The 15,221-nt window shown below is 58.9% G+C and carries 23 protein-coding genes; 10 read left to right on the forward strand and 13 right to left on the reverse strand.

The features are described 5' to 3' along the window. Positions 1–396, reverse strand: coding sequence for a RidA family protein (locus GOW31_RS18160; RefSeq protein ID WP_254441757.1), 396 nt, complete (start codon positions 394–396; stop codon positions 1–3). Positions 397–665: 269 nt separating this feature from the next. On the opposite strand from GOW31_RS18160, the gene map reads away from it, so the two are divergent. Further along, positions 666–1,478: a type I methionyl aminopeptidase gene (gene map, locus GOW31_RS18165; RefSeq protein WP_152459408.1), complete on the forward strand. Its 813-nt coding sequence runs from the start codon at positions 666–668 to the stop codon at positions 1,476–1,478. Here the strand turns inward: map and GOW31_RS18170 are convergent. The 4 genes from GOW31_RS18170 to GOW31_RS18185 all read right to left on the reverse strand — a co-directional run bounded on the left by GOW31_RS18170 (position 1,466) and on the right by GOW31_RS18185 (position 4,161). Beyond that, positions 1,466–1,645: a hypothetical protein gene (locus tag GOW31_RS18170; RefSeq protein WP_171117133.1), complete on the reverse strand. Its 180-nt coding sequence runs from the start codon at positions 1,643–1,645 to the stop codon at positions 1,466–1,468. The genes map and GOW31_RS18170 overlap by 13 nt on opposite strands. Positions 1,646–1,670: 25 nt before the next feature. Then, positions 1,671–2,306 carry an HAD family phosphatase gene (locus GOW31_RS18175; RefSeq protein ID WP_171117131.1) on the reverse strand — a complete coding sequence of 212 codons (636 nt, stop codon included), beginning with the start codon at positions 2,304–2,306 and terminating at the stop codon, positions 1,671–1,673. An 89-nt stretch (positions 2,307–2,395) separates the two neighbouring features. Then, complete coding sequence (gene rsmD / locus GOW31_RS18180) at positions 2,396–2,953, reverse strand: 16S rRNA (guanine(966)-N(2))-methyltransferase RsmD (protein WP_171172034.1); 558 nt, start codon at positions 2,951–2,953, stop codon at positions 2,396–2,398. Then, a complete protein-coding gene (locus GOW31_RS18185; protein WP_171172036.1) occupies positions 2,950–4,161 on the reverse strand; it encodes an NAD(P)/FAD-dependent oxidoreductase in 1,212 nt (403 codons plus the stop codon). Before GOW31_RS18185 ends, rsmD begins: the two co-directional genes overlap by 4 nt. Positions 4,162–4,260: 99 nt before the next feature. Between GOW31_RS18185 and GOW31_RS18190 the strand changes: the two genes are divergently transcribed. The 4 genes from GOW31_RS18190 to GOW31_RS18205 all read left to right on the forward strand — a co-directional run bounded on the left by GOW31_RS18190 (position 4,261) and on the right by GOW31_RS18205 (position 5,783). Continuing rightward, a complete protein-coding gene (locus tag GOW31_RS18190; protein WP_152459413.1) occupies positions 4,261–4,746 on the forward strand; it encodes a peroxiredoxin in 486 nt (161 codons plus the stop codon). A gap of 102 nt (positions 4,747–4,848) precedes the next feature. After that, positions 4,849–5,094 carry a glycine zipper 2TM domain-containing protein gene (locus GOW31_RS18195; RefSeq protein WP_152459414.1) on the forward strand — a complete coding sequence of 82 codons (246 nt, stop codon included), beginning with the start codon at positions 4,849–4,851 and terminating at the stop codon, positions 5,092–5,094. Between the two features lie 11 nt (positions 5,095–5,105). Continuing rightward, complete coding sequence (locus GOW31_RS18200; RefSeq protein WP_171172038.1) at positions 5,106–5,453, forward strand: hypothetical protein; 348 nt, start codon at positions 5,106–5,108, stop codon at positions 5,451–5,453. Between the two features lie 21 nt (positions 5,454–5,474). Continuing rightward, positions 5,475–5,783, forward strand: coding sequence for a hypothetical protein (locus GOW31_RS18205; protein ID WP_171172040.1), 309 nt, complete (start codon positions 5,475–5,477; stop codon positions 5,781–5,783). On the opposite strand, the gene GOW31_RS18210 is transcribed toward GOW31_RS18205, so the two are convergent. Genes GOW31_RS18210 through GOW31_RS18225 form a run of 4 tightly spaced genes read right to left on the reverse strand, consistent with a single transcriptional unit; the run spans position 5,780 to position 8,522 of the window. Then, the gene (locus tag GOW31_RS18210) at positions 5,780–6,073 is read right to left on the reverse strand and encodes a 4a-hydroxytetrahydrobiopterin dehydratase (protein ID WP_152459417.1); all 294 of its coding nucleotides are present in this window, start codon (positions 6,071–6,073) and stop codon (positions 5,780–5,782) included. The two genes, GOW31_RS18205 and GOW31_RS18210, sit on opposite strands and share 4 nt — an antisense overlap. After that, positions 6,070–7,257 (reverse strand): GNAT family N-acetyltransferase, encoded by a 1,188-nt coding sequence (locus GOW31_RS18215; RefSeq protein WP_171172042.1) that lies wholly within the window; start codon positions 7,255–7,257, stop codon positions 6,070–6,072. Before GOW31_RS18215 ends, GOW31_RS18210 begins: the two co-directional genes overlap by 4 nt. Before the next feature lie 45 nt (positions 7,258–7,302). Continuing rightward, entirely contained in the window at positions 7,303–8,070 is a 768-nt protein-coding gene (locus GOW31_RS18220; protein ID WP_171172044.1) for a glycerophosphodiester phosphodiesterase family protein, read from the reverse strand. Continuing rightward, a complete protein-coding gene (locus GOW31_RS18225) occupies positions 8,067–8,522 on the reverse strand; it encodes a RidA family protein (RefSeq protein WP_171172046.1) in 456 nt (151 codons plus the stop codon). The genes GOW31_RS18220 and GOW31_RS18225 overlap by 4 nt, the downstream gene beginning before the upstream one ends. Positions 8,523–8,867: 345 nt before the next feature. Here GOW31_RS18225 and GOW31_RS18230 point away from each other — a divergent pair, with 345 nt between their 5' ends. Continuing rightward, entirely contained in the window at positions 8,868–9,638 is a 771-nt protein-coding gene (locus GOW31_RS18230; RefSeq protein ID WP_171117280.1) for a VacJ family lipoprotein, read from the forward strand. Beyond that, the gene (locus GOW31_RS18235) at positions 9,628–10,227 is read left to right on the forward strand and encodes a phospholipid-binding protein MlaC (RefSeq protein WP_171117117.1); all 600 of its coding nucleotides are present in this window, start codon (positions 9,628–9,630) and stop codon (positions 10,225–10,227) included. Before GOW31_RS18230 ends, GOW31_RS18235 begins: the two co-directional genes overlap by 11 nt. A gap of 103 nt (positions 10,228–10,330) precedes the next feature. Here GOW31_RS18235 and fliP read toward each other — a convergent pair whose 3' ends face one another. From fliP to fliF, 4 genes are read right to left on the reverse strand one after another with little or no spacing between them, the layout of a single operon-like run. Then, positions 10,331–11,059 carry a flagellar type III secretion system pore protein FliP gene (gene fliP, locus GOW31_RS18240; protein WP_171172047.1) on the reverse strand — a complete coding sequence of 243 codons (729 nt, stop codon included), beginning with the start codon at positions 11,057–11,059 and terminating at the stop codon, positions 10,331–10,333. Then, on the reverse strand, positions 11,059–11,346 hold the full coding sequence (locus GOW31_RS18245) for a FliM/FliN family flagellar motor C-terminal domain-containing protein (RefSeq protein WP_152459423.1): 288 nt from the start codon (positions 11,344–11,346) through the stop codon (positions 11,059–11,061). The genes fliP and GOW31_RS18245 overlap by 1 nt, the downstream gene beginning before the upstream one ends. Beyond that, the gene (locus GOW31_RS18250; RefSeq protein ID WP_171172049.1) at positions 11,339–11,935 is read right to left on the reverse strand and encodes an ABC transporter ATP-binding protein; all 597 of its coding nucleotides are present in this window, start codon (positions 11,933–11,935) and stop codon (positions 11,339–11,341) included. The genes GOW31_RS18245 and GOW31_RS18250 overlap by 8 nt, the downstream gene beginning before the upstream one ends. Then, a complete protein-coding gene (gene fliF / locus GOW31_RS18255; RefSeq protein WP_171172051.1) occupies positions 11,935–13,518 on the reverse strand; it encodes a flagellar basal-body MS-ring/collar protein FliF in 1,584 nt (527 codons plus the stop codon). The genes GOW31_RS18250 and fliF overlap by 1 nt, the downstream gene beginning before the upstream one ends. Positions 13,519–13,637: 119 nt before the next feature. Between fliF and fliL the strand changes: the two genes are divergently transcribed. From fliL to GOW31_RS18270, 3 genes are read left to right on the forward strand one after another with little or no spacing between them, the layout of a single operon-like run. Beyond that, a complete protein-coding gene (gene fliL, locus GOW31_RS18260; RefSeq protein ID WP_171117108.1) occupies positions 13,638–14,135 on the forward strand; it encodes a flagellar basal body-associated protein FliL in 498 nt (165 codons plus the stop codon). Between the two features lie 9 nt (positions 14,136–14,144). Beyond that, complete coding sequence (locus tag GOW31_RS18265; protein WP_171117105.1) at positions 14,145–14,621, forward strand: hypothetical protein; 477 nt, start codon at positions 14,145–14,147, stop codon at positions 14,619–14,621. After that, positions 14,618–15,202 (forward strand): MotE family protein, encoded by a 585-nt coding sequence (locus tag GOW31_RS18270; protein WP_171172053.1) that lies wholly within the window; start codon positions 14,618–14,620, stop codon positions 15,200–15,202. The genes GOW31_RS18265 and GOW31_RS18270 overlap by 4 nt, the downstream gene beginning before the upstream one ends. Positions 15,203–15,221 lie beyond the last annotated feature (19 nt).

Below are 15,221 nucleotides of genomic sequence, written 5' to 3' on the forward strand. Positions count from 1 at the left end.
TCAGTCCGAAACGACAGCATCAACCTCAATCTCGACCAGCCACTCGGGATTCACAAATCGTTCGATGGCCATGATAGTATCTACAGGGCGAGCATCCAGACAATACAGCTTTCGGGCTTCGATCGCCTGTTTCCAGTTTTCGATTTCGGTCAGGATGACACGCGTTCTGACAATATCGTGCAGCCCTGACCCGGCACGCTCAAGCGCATCTTTGATGATTTCGAAACACTTTCTGGTTTGCAGATAGACATCGCCGACACCCACAGTGTTGCCCTCAGCATCGACTGGTGCGGTTCCCCCGACCGCGATGAAGTTCCCGACCCGAACCGCTCGGCTGAACCCAACGATGCTTTCCATGGGGTTTCCGTTAGAGATCAATTCTCGTTTCTGTGACATGCATCCGGTTCCCTGATTTTCTCAAGAAAAAGTGCAATCATTAGATACTGATCCGCCTGCCGTGAAAAGAGTCCAAGCCAGTAGCCGTACGGATTGCGGTCGAGGCGGTGGGGTCCGAGATGCTGCAATGCAGCCCCTACTCTTGAATCCTGAGCCAACGGAACCAAGTTTCCCGCATGGTTTACGCAGTCTGAACACTCGCCCTCTGGTACTTTCTGCACAAGCAGCGTAAAAGGAATGCTGCGCGCAACATTTGGAGCTTAGCGTCGATGAAAGAGCATCGTGGCCGCCTGACCAAGGACGGCATTCGCATCTATGAACAAGGTGACTTTGCCGGGATGCACGCGGCAGGGGCTTTGGCGGCGCGGATTCTGGATGATATTGCAGAACATGTGTTTCCCGGTCAAACCACCGGCGCACTTGACGGGCTGATCACGCAGATGGTCGAAGACGCCGGTGCGACCTCGGCCACCATAGGTTATAAAGGCTATCAGCACGCCAGCTGCATCAGCGTGAACCACGTTGTCTGCCACGGTATTCCCGGTGAGAAAAAGCTGAAGGACGGCGATATCCTGAATATCGACGTCACCGTCATCGTCGATGGCTGGTTTGGCGACACCTCACGCATGTATGTGGCGGGCAAGCTGCCGCGCAAGGCGGAGCGGCTGATCCAGGTGACCCATGACGCGCTGTTCAAGGGCATCGAGATGGTCAAGCCGGGCAATACCTTTGGTGACATCGGCCATGCCATCCAGTCCTACGTCGAAGCACATCGGATGAGCGTCGTGCGTGATTTCTGCGGTCATGGTCTGGGTCGTGTGTTTCACGCGCCACCGAACGTGCTGCACTATGGTCGCCCGGGCACCGGTGCCGTGCTGGAAGAGGGTATGTTCTTTACCATCGAACCCATGGTCAATCTGGGTCGTCCCGAAACCAAGACTCTGGCCGATGACTGGACAGCCGTGACCCGCGACAAATCGCTGTCGGCACAGTTCGAACATTCGGTGGGCGTCACCTCGGATGGGGTCGATATCTTTACCCTGTCACCCGCTGGCAAATTTCACCCGACTTATTCGTCCTGATCAGCGGCCTGCTCACGTAGAAGTTTCAGCAGCATCGTTTCAGCCCCCCACGGCGTAACCGCGTCGTGGATGAAGGCCGGCGCGCGCATAGGTTTGCGCTCGGGGCCAGTTGAGGCTTCGGTGTCACTGGAAAAGGTCCAGGCAAAAGGTGTCAGGGTGCGGTCCATGCGGGCACATTAGCACAACCGCGAGTCAAAGTCCCAACACCCCATGCGCCTGTGACATGTCCGTGATCACCTCGGCCCCCAGATCCGCCAGCTTTTCGCCGCCGCCATGAGGCGCATAAGCAAGGCAACGCATGCCGGCGCGGATCGCCGCCGTGACACCGCTGTGACTGTCTTCGATCACCACCGGAGCCGTTGCGCCAAAGTGCTCGGCGGCCAGGCGGAACATCTTTGGGTCCGGCTTTCCGGTGCCAAGCACATGGGCCGAGAACATCACGTCTTTGAAACGGTCCCAAAGCCCGTTCTGACCCAGAGTGATCTTCATCTTGTCCGGGCTGCCATTCGACGCGACGCAACAGGGGATACCCTTTTGATCCAGCCCCGCAAGCAGGTCTGCGATACCGGGGACCAATGGCACACCTGCGCGCAGGCGGTCATAGGTTTCGGCATAGATCTGATCTATCCAGTCTTCGGGCAGAACGGCACCCATCGCGCGGGCCTTGTCCCGCACCCCCACCATGGTTCCGCCCACGAACAAGGACATGCATTCACGCAGTGCCAGATGCAGGCCATGATGCGCCAGATTGTCCACCAGCACCTGGTTCGAGATCACCTCGCTGTCCACCAGAACGCCGTCGCAATCGAAAATGACAAGATCGTGCATATGGGATTCCTGCTGTGCCTCGCGCTCGGCCTATCCAAGCTGTCCCGTCATTGCAAACACAGGCCGCCGGCCAAACCGCGCGGATCGTCTCAGCCTGGCACACCTTTCCACATCAAGGAAATATGCGTGTCGCCATATTTGCGACTGTCTTGCAATGTGAACCCGGCCGGCGCCTGCATCGGGGCGTTTTCTTCCCAAACCAACAATGCATCATCCGCGATCCAGCCATTGGCCAAGGCGGCGACGGCCTTCTGCCCCATGGATTTCCCGTAAGGCGGGTCCAGAAAAACCAGATCGTATGGCGCGCCGGGGTTGTCGCCCAACCGGGTCGCATCGCGGCAGAACAAGTCGGTACGGTCGGCGCTGCGGGTCAGGTCGATATTCTTGCGTATCAACCCCTGAGCCACCCGCCCGTCATCGACGAAGGTGACATGCGACGCCCCCCGCGACAGCGCCTCGAGCCCCAGCGCACCGGTTCCCGCGAACAGATCCAGCACCCGCAAACCGTCAAAATCGATCTGGTGGTTGAGCACATTGAACAGGCTTTCACGCACGCGGTCGGTGGTGGGGCGCAGATGCGCGCCCGCATCACCCTTGCCGACCGAGGCGAGGGCGCGGCCCCGGAATTCTCCGGCTATGATCCTCACGCCTTGAGCAGCGGTTTCAGGTCCGCGTTCGGGTCTGCCACGACTTCGGGATCAGCGGTCTTGCCCATTTCGATCAATCTTTTGCCGACCATGTATGCCCGCGGATCATTCATCGCGTCCACAGCAATCAGCCTGCCGCCCTTGTAATACCAGAAGGACACGGTCTGACCCTCGCCCTTGCGAGTCACCACGCGGTCATATCCGGTGTTCAGGCCCGCGATCTGAAGCTTGACGTCGTACTGGTCCGACCAGAACCATGGGGTCGCCACATAATCCTTGGCCGCACCCAGCATGTTCTGCGCCACGATTTCGGCCTGGTCGATGGCGTTGGGGACGCTTTCCAGACGGATACGCCCTTCGCCATGCGGAAAAGAGGCGCAATCGCCCGCCGCCCAGATCGACGGATCAGACGTGCGACCATGGGCATCGGTTTTGATGCCGTTATCCAGTTCGAGCCCTGCCATCTCGGCCAGTTGGGTAGAGGGGGTGATGCCCACACCGACCACGACGAAATCAACGTCCAGCGTCGTGCCGTCCGTCAACACGGCCCCCACAACCCTGCCATTTTCGCCGATCAGACGATCCAGCCCGACACCTTCGCGGACGTCGGCACCGTATTCGCTGTGCAACGCGCGGAAATACGCGCTGGTTTCGGGCGCAGCCACCCGTTGCAGGATGCGGTCGGCCATCTCGACCAAGGTGACCTTGACGCCGCGTTTCGCGCAGACGGCGGCGGCTTCGAGCCCGATGTAACCGCCGCCCACGATCAACGCGCGGGCGCCTTCGGTCACTTTGGGTTCCATCTCATCAATATGGGCCAGGTCGCGCACCACGTGCACGCCATCCAGATCGCCTCCGATGACGGCAGGCAGGCGGCGCGGATCTGACCCGGTGGTCAACGCCAGTTCGTCATACGGGATGACTTCGTCCCCAACAGTGACCGTTTTGGCCTTGGGGTCGATGCCGGTCACGCGCTGGCCAAGCCGCAGAGTGATGTTGTTTTCGGCATAGAAGCTTTCGGGTCGCAGGAACAGGCGCTCCAGCTCCATCTCTCCAAGAAGATAGGCCTTGGACAAAGGCGGGCGCTGATACGGCAGATGCGGCTCGGCCCCGATCAGAGTAATTTCTCCGTCGAACCCGTCCTTGCGCAGCCGCGCCACCAAGGACGCTCCTGCCTGACCCGCGCCAATCACGACAATATGGCTCATGCTTTGCCCACCCTGCAGTTTTCCCGTGGTCTCTCTGATTTGACCACCTATATTGCGGCTTAGCCCAATTCTGCAAATCCAAACGACAGGAGCTGAAAAATGATTTCAACAGGAGACACTCTGCCCGAAGCCACACTGATCCAGATGGGGGCCGACGGGCCGGAGGAAGTTCGGATTTCGGACAAGACAAAAGGGCGCAAGGTTGTCATCTTCGCTGTGCCCGGCGCCTATACCGGCACATGCACCACCGCACATGTGCCAAGCTTCATTCGCACCAAAAAGCAGTTCGACGACAAGGGCGTGGACGAGATCATGTGCCTGTCGGTCAACGACCCGTTCGTCATGCAGGCCTGGGGTGAATCCACCGGCGCGACCGCGGCCGGACTGACCATGGTTTCAGACGCGGCCTCAGAATTCACCAAAGCCATCGGCATGGATTTCGACGCCCCGCCCGTTGGCCTGTTCGCGCGCTCGAAACGGTATGCGATGCTGGTCGAGGACGGCAAGATCACGGCCCTGAACCTGGAAGAAAACCCCGGTGCCTGCGGGATCTCGGCGGGTGAAGGCCTGCTGGAGGTGATCTGAATTTGGCCGGCCCCGGTCTGTCCGGGGCCGCGTGAACCCAATTTAACTTGAAGCACTGCCTCAATGCGCGAATACTCGTCGCACAAAATTGGGGAGATTTTTATGAAACTTAAGGTATTTTCATCCATCCTGACCGGCGCAGCGCTTTTGGCAGCCTGCGGTCCGGCCCCAACCCCGCAACAGCAAGCCGCACGACAGCACGAGATTGCCTGCCTCAGCGGCACATTGGGCGGCGCCTTGATCGGCGGTGCAATCGGCAACCAGTTCGGCGGCGGATCGGGCAAGACGATCCTGACCGCAGCCGGCGCTGCCGCCGGTGGCATTGAAGGCCAAAGATTTGCATGCTGAGGAGATTGGACATGAAACGGGCGATTTTTGTATTCACAGCTGCATTCCTGGCCTCGGCGGCCAATGCCGAAACCTTGGCCGAGCTGCATGAAAAAGAATTGAATGCCATCGACGCAAACAATGACGGGTTCCTGTCCAAAGACGAGTTCGACGCTTTTTCGGACTATGCGTTTCAGGCCATGGACGAAGACAAGAACGGCACACTGGGTCAGGCCGAGGCCAAGCCGTTTCTGGACATAAAGCAGTTCCAGAATGTTGACCGCAACAAGGACAGCTTTATTTCAAGATCGGAATATGATGCACAGATGAATGAAGATTTCGGCGCGGCAGACCAGAACGGCAACGGTCAACTGGACTAATCCCACTTGAAGGAGCTTGCTATGAAGAAATGGATCGGAATGGGTGCTTTGGCACTGGCCGCGGCCTGTGACGTTCCGCAAGCTCCCGTGGTGACGGGGCCTGACGGACAGGCCCGCATCCAGATCAATCCGTCTGGCTTGACCTGCTATGAAAACCGGTGTCTGGATATCAACCCAGCGGCGCGCAGCGTGCGCCAGATCGGGAACAAGACTACGGGTATCCCAAGGTCCATCGATGTCAGCGATGGCACCGTCACACCTGCGGAATTCAAGCAGATGGGCACGGCTGCGTCGCTTGCCGGTGGCCAGGGGTCAGGCAACGACCGCTAGCACAGACTGTCCATCTTTCGGGCCAGTTTGGCGTCCAGTGACGACAGGCCGCCTACGTCATGGGTGGACAGGACCACCTCGACCGTGCGGTAGACGTTGGACCATTCTGGATGATGGTTCCATTTCTCGGCCCAGATCGCCACTTGCGTCATCCAGCCAAATGCGTGCACGAAGTTGTCGAAAATGAAGGTCTTGGTGATCGCGTCGCGGCCTTCGACCATGGTCCAGCCGTTTTTGAACAGCGGATCCAGCAGCGGGCCACGGGTCTCGGCGGACAAAAGTTCAGTCATTGCTGTTCCTCCGGGTTCGATTTCCTGAACGGGCCGTAATCCGTCAGAATCTCGATCTCTTCTCCCACTGCGCGGCCTTCGGCGTCCAGATATTTTTTGACGGCATCGGCAAAACCCGGATCGCCGACCCAGTGCAAGCTATGCGTGCGCGTCGGCAAATAGCCCCGCGCCAGCTTGTGTTCGCCCTGAGCGCCCGCTTCCACCCGGGCCAGACCGTGGGCAATGGCAAAATCTATCGCCCTATAGTAGCACAGTTCGAAATGCAGGCAGGCATGATGTTCAATGCAGCCCCAATACCGCCCAAAAAGCGTTTCGCGGCCTATGAAGTTCAGCGCACCCGCAATGGAATGACCATCCCGTTCAGCCAAAACCAGGGCCATGTCATTCGCCATCGTCTCTTGTGCGATGTCAAAAAACCGGCGCGTCAGATAGGGTGAGCCCCATTTTCGCGCCCCGGTGTCCTGATAGAACCGCCAAAACGCATCCCAGTGTTCCGGGCGCAGGTCATCGCCCGTCAATGTGCGGATTTCACCACCAAAGCCATTGGCCTGCGCCCGTTCCTTGCGGATGTTCTTGCGCTTGCGTGAGGACAAGGCCGCAAGGAAGTCATCGAATTCGGCGTAGCCATCATTCAGCCAGTGAAACTGTTGCGAGCTGCGAAGCATTAGCCCCATCTGCTCACCGGCCAAGGCCTCGGCTTCTGTACAGAAGGTCACGTGAACCGAAGAAACCTGATTGTCGGCCGCCAGTTGAACGGCACCCTGGACCAAAGCCGCCATTCCGATCCTGTCATAGCCCGGGCGCACCAGAAACCGCCGCCCGGTGGCGGGTGTGAACGGCACCGCAATTTGCAGCTTGGGATAATACCGCCCGCCTGCGCTTTCATAGGCATGGGCCCAGCTGTGGTCAAAGATGTACTCGCCCTGGCTGTGCGATTTGGCATACATCGGGGCCGCTGCGATCAGGATCCCGTCAAGAAAGGCCGTCAGGTATTGCGGCTGCCAACCCGTACCGCGCCCGACCGAGCCGCTTTCTTCAAGCGCCAGCAAAAAGCGATGCGTGGTGAAGGGATCAAGGGGCCGCCCACCATCGGCGGCCTCGGGGCAGGCGCAGGCATCCCACTCGGCCGCTGAAATCCGCGACAGAGACCCAATGACCTGAACTTCGATTTGGGCCTGATCCATGTTTCCTCCGCACCAGCCCTTTATCTGTGACCGAAGCGGCAAGGTTCAAGCTGAATGCGCAGCCAGATACCCTTCGAAGGTCACATTGTCGGCAACCATGCGGGCCTCTGCCTCTTGTTCGGGCGTTCGGACAGTCCAGCACAGGATCGGCACGCCTTGCGCCTTCAGTTCGGCCACACGCGGGCGGGAAAGATCTTCCGCCTCGTGGCTGATGAAACCGGCCCCGACACGTTCAAAATCAGGAATGTCGCGCAGGGTGTCGCAGACGTCTTGCGGCAGAAGCTCGACACTGGGCTCATAGGCGCAAGTCGTGATGCCGCGCGGCAGGTGCGGGGCCAGCCGCGCCAGTTCCGCAACCGAGTTTGGATTGAAGGACATCAGGGCCACCGGGCCGTCATAGCCCTGCAATGCGCGCACGGTGTCGTGCTCGAGGGCACCGATATTCATACCCATAATGCCGTCCTGATCCTTCAGCTCGATTAGAAGCGGCACCCGGCCTGCGACCATATCCAGCACTTCATCCAGCGTTGGAATGCCGTCATCACCATACAGAAGGGTCAATTCGGACGCCGCCGCCGCCGACACCTGCCGGATCGGCCCGGGCTGGCCGGTCAGACGCCCCATGTCGTAATCATGGAATACGACGGCACGATCATCAGATGTCAGCTGAAGGTCGATCTCGATCCCGTATCCGGCATCAATGGCGGCACGAATGGCCGCCCGGCTGTTTTCCGGGCGGTTTTTCGAGACGTCATGCAGCGCCCGATGAGCAATCGGGGCCTGCAAAAACGCAGCTGGCAGGGGCGGTATCATTCGATCTCGAAAATGCCTTCGATCTCGACCGCCACGCCCAAAGGCAGCGACGCAGCACTTACGGCAGAACGCGAGTGGCGACCGGCGTCGCCCAGCGCTTCGACCAGGAAGTCGGATGCACCGTTGATCACTTGCGGCTGCGCAGTGAAATCTGCGGTCGAGTTCACGAAACCGGTCAGCTTGATGACACGCACCAGTTTGTCGATATCTCCGCCACAGGCCGCCTTGACCTGCGCCAACAGATTGATCGCGCAGACACGCGCCGCTGCGGCTCCGGCTTCGACATCCATATCATCGCCCAGCTTGCCGGTGATCAACTCATCCGTTTTCGATATCTGGCCGGACACGTACACGATATTGCCCACACGTACATACGGCACATAGTTTGCCGCTGGAGCGGGTGCGTCGCCCAGCGTGACACCGAGGCTTTCCAGTTTTGCAGCGATGCTCATTGAAAGGGTCCTTCCCTGATTGACTCTGCCGGACGCTAACCGGGAAGCACAGCCGTGGAAAGACGGAATGCGGCAAATTCCGGCTTGCATGCGATCTGAGCATATCTTTACTTATTATGACTTGCAGATGCTCAATTGCTTTACCCGGACCTGACGGACAGGTTACACGCTAGGTGTTTCATTTGAGACCTGAAACGACTATGTGACAAGAACTTGTGCCATACCGGCGAGTAAGTATTGGTGAATTGTGATTGTTTGCCCGACAGAACGTATGCCGGGCATTTGGGAGAAGCAAAGATCGTGTCGAGCAGATTTCGCCTGAAACACCTGGTTGTCCTGTCGCTCATGGCCATTCTGTCCGCCTGTGCAACGACACCGCCCGAGGGCGCCTCACGCAGCGACGTGTTTGACCCTTACGAAAACACGAACCGGGGAATTCACAAGTTCAATCTGGGCGTTGACCGGTTTCTGTTTCGACCTGCGTCGAAAGGGTACGTGAAGATCGTTCCTGATCCCATGGTCACCAGTTTCAGCACATTCGCCGAAAACATCTCGCTGCCCGGACAAGCGGTCGACTACCTGCTTCAGGGCAACCCGAAACAGATGGGCAATGCGCTGCTGCGCTTTGTGATCAACATGACCGTGGGCGGCTTTGGCCTGTCCGCGCCCGCAGATGAGCTGAACCTGCCGCCCGTCGATACTGATTTCGGTGAGACCCTGCATGTCTGGGGGGTCGGTGAAGGGGCTTATGTTGAACTGCCTTTCTATGGCCCGTCGACCCAAAGGGATGCCATCGGGGTCGTGATCAACCTGTTCTCGAATCCGATCAATTTTACCCCGGTCCGGCCCGCTGACAATCTGGGCGTCTATGCCGAAGTCGTTCGCCGCATGGGCGATCGTGGGCGGTTCTCGGATACCGTGGACTCGATTCTGTATGAAAGCGCAGACAGTTACGCGCAGGCCCGCCTGATCTATCTGCAAAACCGCCGCTTCGAACTGGCAAGAGATGACGAAGACGCCTATCTGGATTTGTATTCCGACCCCTATGCCGAAACCGGTACAGACCCGGTCAGGGACCCCTATTTAGACCCATACGAGGACCCCTATGCTGAATAACGAGTTGAACCGCCGTAGCTTTGTCGCAGCTGGTCTGGCCTTGGCGGTCCTGCCCAAATCCGCATTTGCCCAGACCGAGGCATCAGCCAAGGCACTGGTCAACAGTGTGGTCAACGACATCAACAGGGTTATCGCATCGGGCAAGTCAGAGAATGCGATGCTGCGTGATTTCGAGAAGATCTTTGTGCAATATGCCGACGTCCCGATCATGGCGCGTTATGCCCTCGGTGCCGATGCCCGCACGGCCACCCCATCCCAGTTGAAGCAATTCACCAAGGCGTTTCAGGGCTATATTTCCCGCAAATATGGTCGCCGCTTCCGCGAGTTCATTGGCGGTGAGGTCAACGTGCGCAATGCCCGCAAGATCAAGGCCGGATATGAAGTACGCACAATGGTCAAGCTGCGCGGCTCGGCGCCGTTTGATGTAACGTTCCTCGTTTCGGACAAGTCTGGGCGTGAAAAATTCTACAACATGTTCATCGAAGGCGTTAATTTGTTGTTGACCGAACGCACCGAAATCGGCGCGATGCTGGATGCCCGCAAAGGCAACCTGGACCAGTTGATCAAGGACCTGAAAAATACGGGTTGATCCGTTTCACTTGCGGCCGGACATTGAATTACGCCTTTGACAACAGTGGAACAGAGGCGTCTGACCACCTGTTTTTTCGGCGCGCCGCGGCTACGTGTCGAGGTCACGGCATGTAACTGCGCACCAAAGCGCCTGCAATCAAATCCCACCCATCGGCGATCACGAAAAACGCCAGCTTGAATGGCAAGGATACGATGGCCGGAGGCACCATCATCATGCCCATCGACATCAATACAGCAGCCACGACAAGATCGATGATCAGAAATGGCAGGAAAATCAGAAACCCGATCTGAAACGCCCGTGCGATTTCCGACAGCATGAAGGACGGCATCAAGACCGACAATGGCGCTTGTGCGGACAACTCCATAGCCTCACCACCGGGGCGCAAAGCCGCCATGGCATAGAACGTGTCCGCATCCAGTCGGGCCGCCATGAAGGCCCGGAACGGCTCCAACGCGCGCTCCAGCGCTGGTTCCACTTCCATCGTCTCTTCCATCATCGGTCGTATCCCTGTCGCCCATGCTTCTGAAAACACCGGGTCCATGATGAAATAGGTCAGGAACAACGCCAGGCTGACCAACAGCATATTGGGCGGAGATTGTTGCAGGCCAATCCCTTGCCGCAGGATCGACAGAACGGTGATCAGGAAGGGAAAGCAGGTGATCATGATCGCCAGCCCCGGAGCGATGCTCAGTACTGTGATCAGCAGAATCAGCTGGATCGTCCGGGCGGAAATCGACCCGCCCTCGCCCAAGGACAAGGTCAAATCCTGGGCAGCGGCCAGTGAGGGCGTCAACACGGCCACCAAAGCCAGGCAGATTACATAGCGCATCAACCGATTCCGTTGTGCAAATCCGCAATCTCGGTCAAGCGCACTGCAAGCTGCCCTGCCTGATCGCCTTCCATTTCTTCCAACAGCCCGCGCGCCACCAACTGATCCCCAACATAGAGGTCAACCGGGTCTTCGATCCGTTTGTCCAGAGTCAGCACGGCATTCTCTCCCATGTTCAACAGGTCCTTGATCAATGGGCGCGCACGACCAACGGAAACGGTCACTTCAATCGGGACCGAGTCGAAGGGGTTGGGTTTTTCAGATTTCGGGATCTGGGTGTCATTCATTGGACAAAGCCTCTCTTGTCTCAAAGACATAAGCGTCAAAGGTCTGCTCGATGGCGGCGAGCAAAGCGGTGCAATCAACCTCACGTCGGCTCGTGCCGACCTGAAGGCGGGCCTGACCCGGCTCCAGTTCAGAGCGTTCGATCACCTGAGGAGTGGAATGCAGATCTTGCGGCAACAGCGCTGCGACACTCCCGGCACAACCCGGCGGCACCAAAATCTGCATCGGCTGCTCTATCCGCGAACGCGCCATTTCACAGAGTTGCTCCACGATGCGGGCTGCAAGGCCGCGCTCGGCCATCTCAGGCAGTACGGTCTGAACCAGGCTGGTGAACATGGGCTCCAACGACAGGGTCATGCGGGCGATGGCTTCGTGATAGGTGAAAGACATATCCTCAAGCGACCTTGCCAATTCAGCCGAAATCTGGCCGCGGCTTTGCTCCTGCGCCCGCGAGGCATCTTCCCAACCGGCCCCATACCCGTCTTCGAAGGCAGCGAGCCGTTGTTCTTCCAGCGTGTCCTCATTCAAGATCAGAACAGGCCCCGTACCGGTCTGGGTGGTGAAATCCTCAAGAAGATGGGCAATCGACATCACACCCGCTCCTCACCTTCTTCAAGCCAACTGCGCAGGATCTCGACAGTTTCTTCCTGCTTGTCACCGATCATGGCGCGCAGCCGGTCGACAGGATCCTCCGTGGCGTTCGAGCCGAGAGCCGGAACACCACGCTCTGCCGGCAGGGTCGAGAGCTCTGCCGGTTCCTCCGGAGCGATTTCACCTGTCAGTGCCAGGGTATCCGAATCCGCCCCTCCTGCCGCCGCCAGCAGCGCCGGTGTCGGTGTCGCATTCGTCAGGATCGGGCGGATCACGAACAGGGCCAGCACGAGCGAAACCAAAGCCAGCACGGCCATCTGTATCAAGGACATGACGTCCAGATGGATGTTCTGCCAGAGCGACGACGAAACCAGAGTGCCCTGCGGTTCGACCGACGGTAAATCCATGGATTTCAGTGTAATAACGTCCCCGCGCGCCGCATCGTACCCGACTGCCGACGCCACGAGCTCTTCCAGAGCGGCCAGCTCTTCCTGGGGCAAGGGCGTGAAGACTTCGGCACCAGAGGCGTCCACTGATCTTTTCCCATTGACCAGAACTGCAACCGTCAGGCGCTTGATCGCGCCGGGGGCCTTATGAACTTCCAACTCAGTCTCGGAGACTTCGTAGTTCACCCGCTCACGAGTCTGGGTAGCCGTCGAGTTCGATTCGTCCCCGCCCGCCGCATCGCCATCCGGCAGGTTCGACGCCACGGTGACATCCGATGACTGGTTTCGGGCGCTGTCCGAACGTTCTTCGACATCCGTGCTGATCGCCACGCGGCCTTTGGGGTCAAAGCGCCGCTCGCGAATGGATTCCGTCTTGGTTTCGGTGTCCACACTGACCTCGACCACGGCATTGCCTGTACCGACACGCGCCTCGACCAGACGCAGAACACGTTCCCGCAACTGGCGCGACTTGTCGTCCGCAGTGTCCGCAGGCGCTGCGGTATCCTGCCCGCCAATCACGGCCCCGTGCGAATCAACCACCGTAACGTTCTCGGGCGTCAGGCCGCTGACGGCCGAGGCAACAAGGAACCGGATGGCCTTGGCCTGATCCCCGGTAATTTCGGTCCCGGATGGCACGAGGTAAACCGAAGCCGTTGGCGACACGCTGCGCTGAAACGGGTTTGCCGTCCCGTTGGCAATATGGACGCGCGCCTGACTTATATGCGGGCTTCCGACAATCGTCCGCGCCAGTTCACCCTCTTTCGCGCGCCAATAGGCAGCATCGAACATCTGAGAGGTGGTGCCAAACCCGCTTAGCGAATCAAGCAGTTCGTACCCTTTGTTGCCGTTTGCGGACAGGCCTTCGCTGGCCAGGGTCATTCGCAGCTCGTCGCGCTGCGCGCCGGATACGTAGATCGATCCGCCCCGGATTTCATATGTGACGCCGCGCTGGTCCAGCGCGCGTACTATTTCCCCGGCGGCACCGCTTTCCAGACCCGCATAAAGCAGCGTCATGGACGGAGCCGTCACGAGGCGCGACATGCCAAGGATTCCCAGAAACACCAGCGCAACCGCACCGGCGACGATGATTTGTTTACGCCTGTCCAAATTAGCCCAGACAGTTCCAATCTGCTGCACGCTCACCTCCGACTCGCCGGCATTCTGCCCGACGCACCCTCTGTTTGGACGATTGCTCTTAACAATCGGTTAGTCCCTGCGCGGTTATGACGGGGTCGGAACTGATGAATGAGGACGTCATGACCGACGCAACCGACGAACTGGCGGAACCCACCGGGAAAAAAGGGAAAAAGGGAATGCTGATCGGGATGCTTCTTGCCATCGCCGGCGCTGCGGGCGGGTATTTCCTGACGTCATCCGGATTGATTCCGCTGGGTGGCAAGGCCGCGGTTGAGGCCGGCAAGGACGAGGCGAAAGAGGAACCTGCCAAAGCGCTGGCGGATGTGGGGTTCATTGATCTGCCGCCGGTTGTTGTATCGGTGAATTCCGGCAATTCGCGACATTTGAAGTTCCACGCTCAGCTCGAAGTTAACGCGCCGTACATAGCTGATGTGAAAAAAATGCAGCCACGAATCATGGATGTCCTGAACGGATACCTGCGAGCCGTTGAATTGAAGGACCTGGAGGATTCGCTGGCATTGACGCGCATCCGAGGTCACCTGCTGCGACGCATTGGAATTGTTGTTGGCGAAGGGCGCGTTCGCGATGTGCTGGTGATGGAATTTGTACTGAATTAGGAGGCGGAATTGGAGCTGATTGCGGATATTTTGCTGGTCGCCGGTGCGTTGGGCGCGGGTCTTTATTGTTTTGTGCTGTCGCGCCGCCTCAGGCGGTTCACCGATCTTGAAAAAGGCGTCGGTGGCGCGGTGGCCGTGTTGTCGACCCAGGCAGAAGAGCTGAAGAAATCCCTGGACAGCGCGCGAAATGCCTCGGATCAATCGGGGGATCAGCTGAAGGCGCTGACGCAAAGGGCTGAGACCGTGGCTCAGCACCTGGAGCTGATGATGGCATCTCTGCATGATGTCATCCCCGAAGAAGAAACTGCCGCCCCGGAAACGGCAAAGCCTGTCCAAGACGAGCCCCAGCCTGAAGAGGAACAGGGCACCAAGCACGAGAAAGCAGCGGAACCGGCCGAAACTGGTGCGCGTGAAGAGCAACCCAAGGCGCCAGAGGGCCTGATGTTCTTCCGCCATGACCGCAAACAGAACGGGGCGCAGGCATGAGCCTTGCGCGCAACGCCAAACACGATACACGTCCGCGCGGCGGTGTGCTTGCTGTCATCTCATTGCTGATGATCGGCTCGGCAGCCATTCGCGTTGGCTTGGAGGCAGGACCCGCGCTCGCCAAACCGGCGACACCCGAAGCCGTGGAAAACAAGCCCGCCGCGTCCGAAACACGCGATGTTCAGGTTGTGCTAGCAGAACTTTTACGCCGGGAGGAACGCGTCAAACAGCGAGAGGCTGAATTGCGCGATCAGGAAAAAGCACTGGAGATCGCAACCCAGGCCGTTGAAACGCGTCTGACGGCCCTGAAGGAAGCAGAAGATGCCCTGCGTGCCACGTTGGCGGTTGCGGACAAGGCGGCAGAGAACGATCTGGCGCGCCTGACGGATGTTTACCAGAACATGAAACCCAAGGACGCAGCCGCGTTGTTTGAAACTATGGACCCGACCTTTGCCGCAGGGTTCCTGTCCCGCATGCCGGCAGACGCAGCGGCTGGCGTACTGGCGGGCCTGAGCCCCGAAGCGGCCTATACGATCAGCGTTGTCATGGCCGGACGCAACGCCTCGGCCCCACAGGAGTAGTCCCCCGTGTTGCCCGGTA

The organism is Ruegeria sp. HKCCA0370 (assembly GCF_013033705.1).
Lineage (GTDB): Bacteria > Pseudomonadota > Alphaproteobacteria > Rhodobacterales > Rhodobacteraceae > Ruegeria.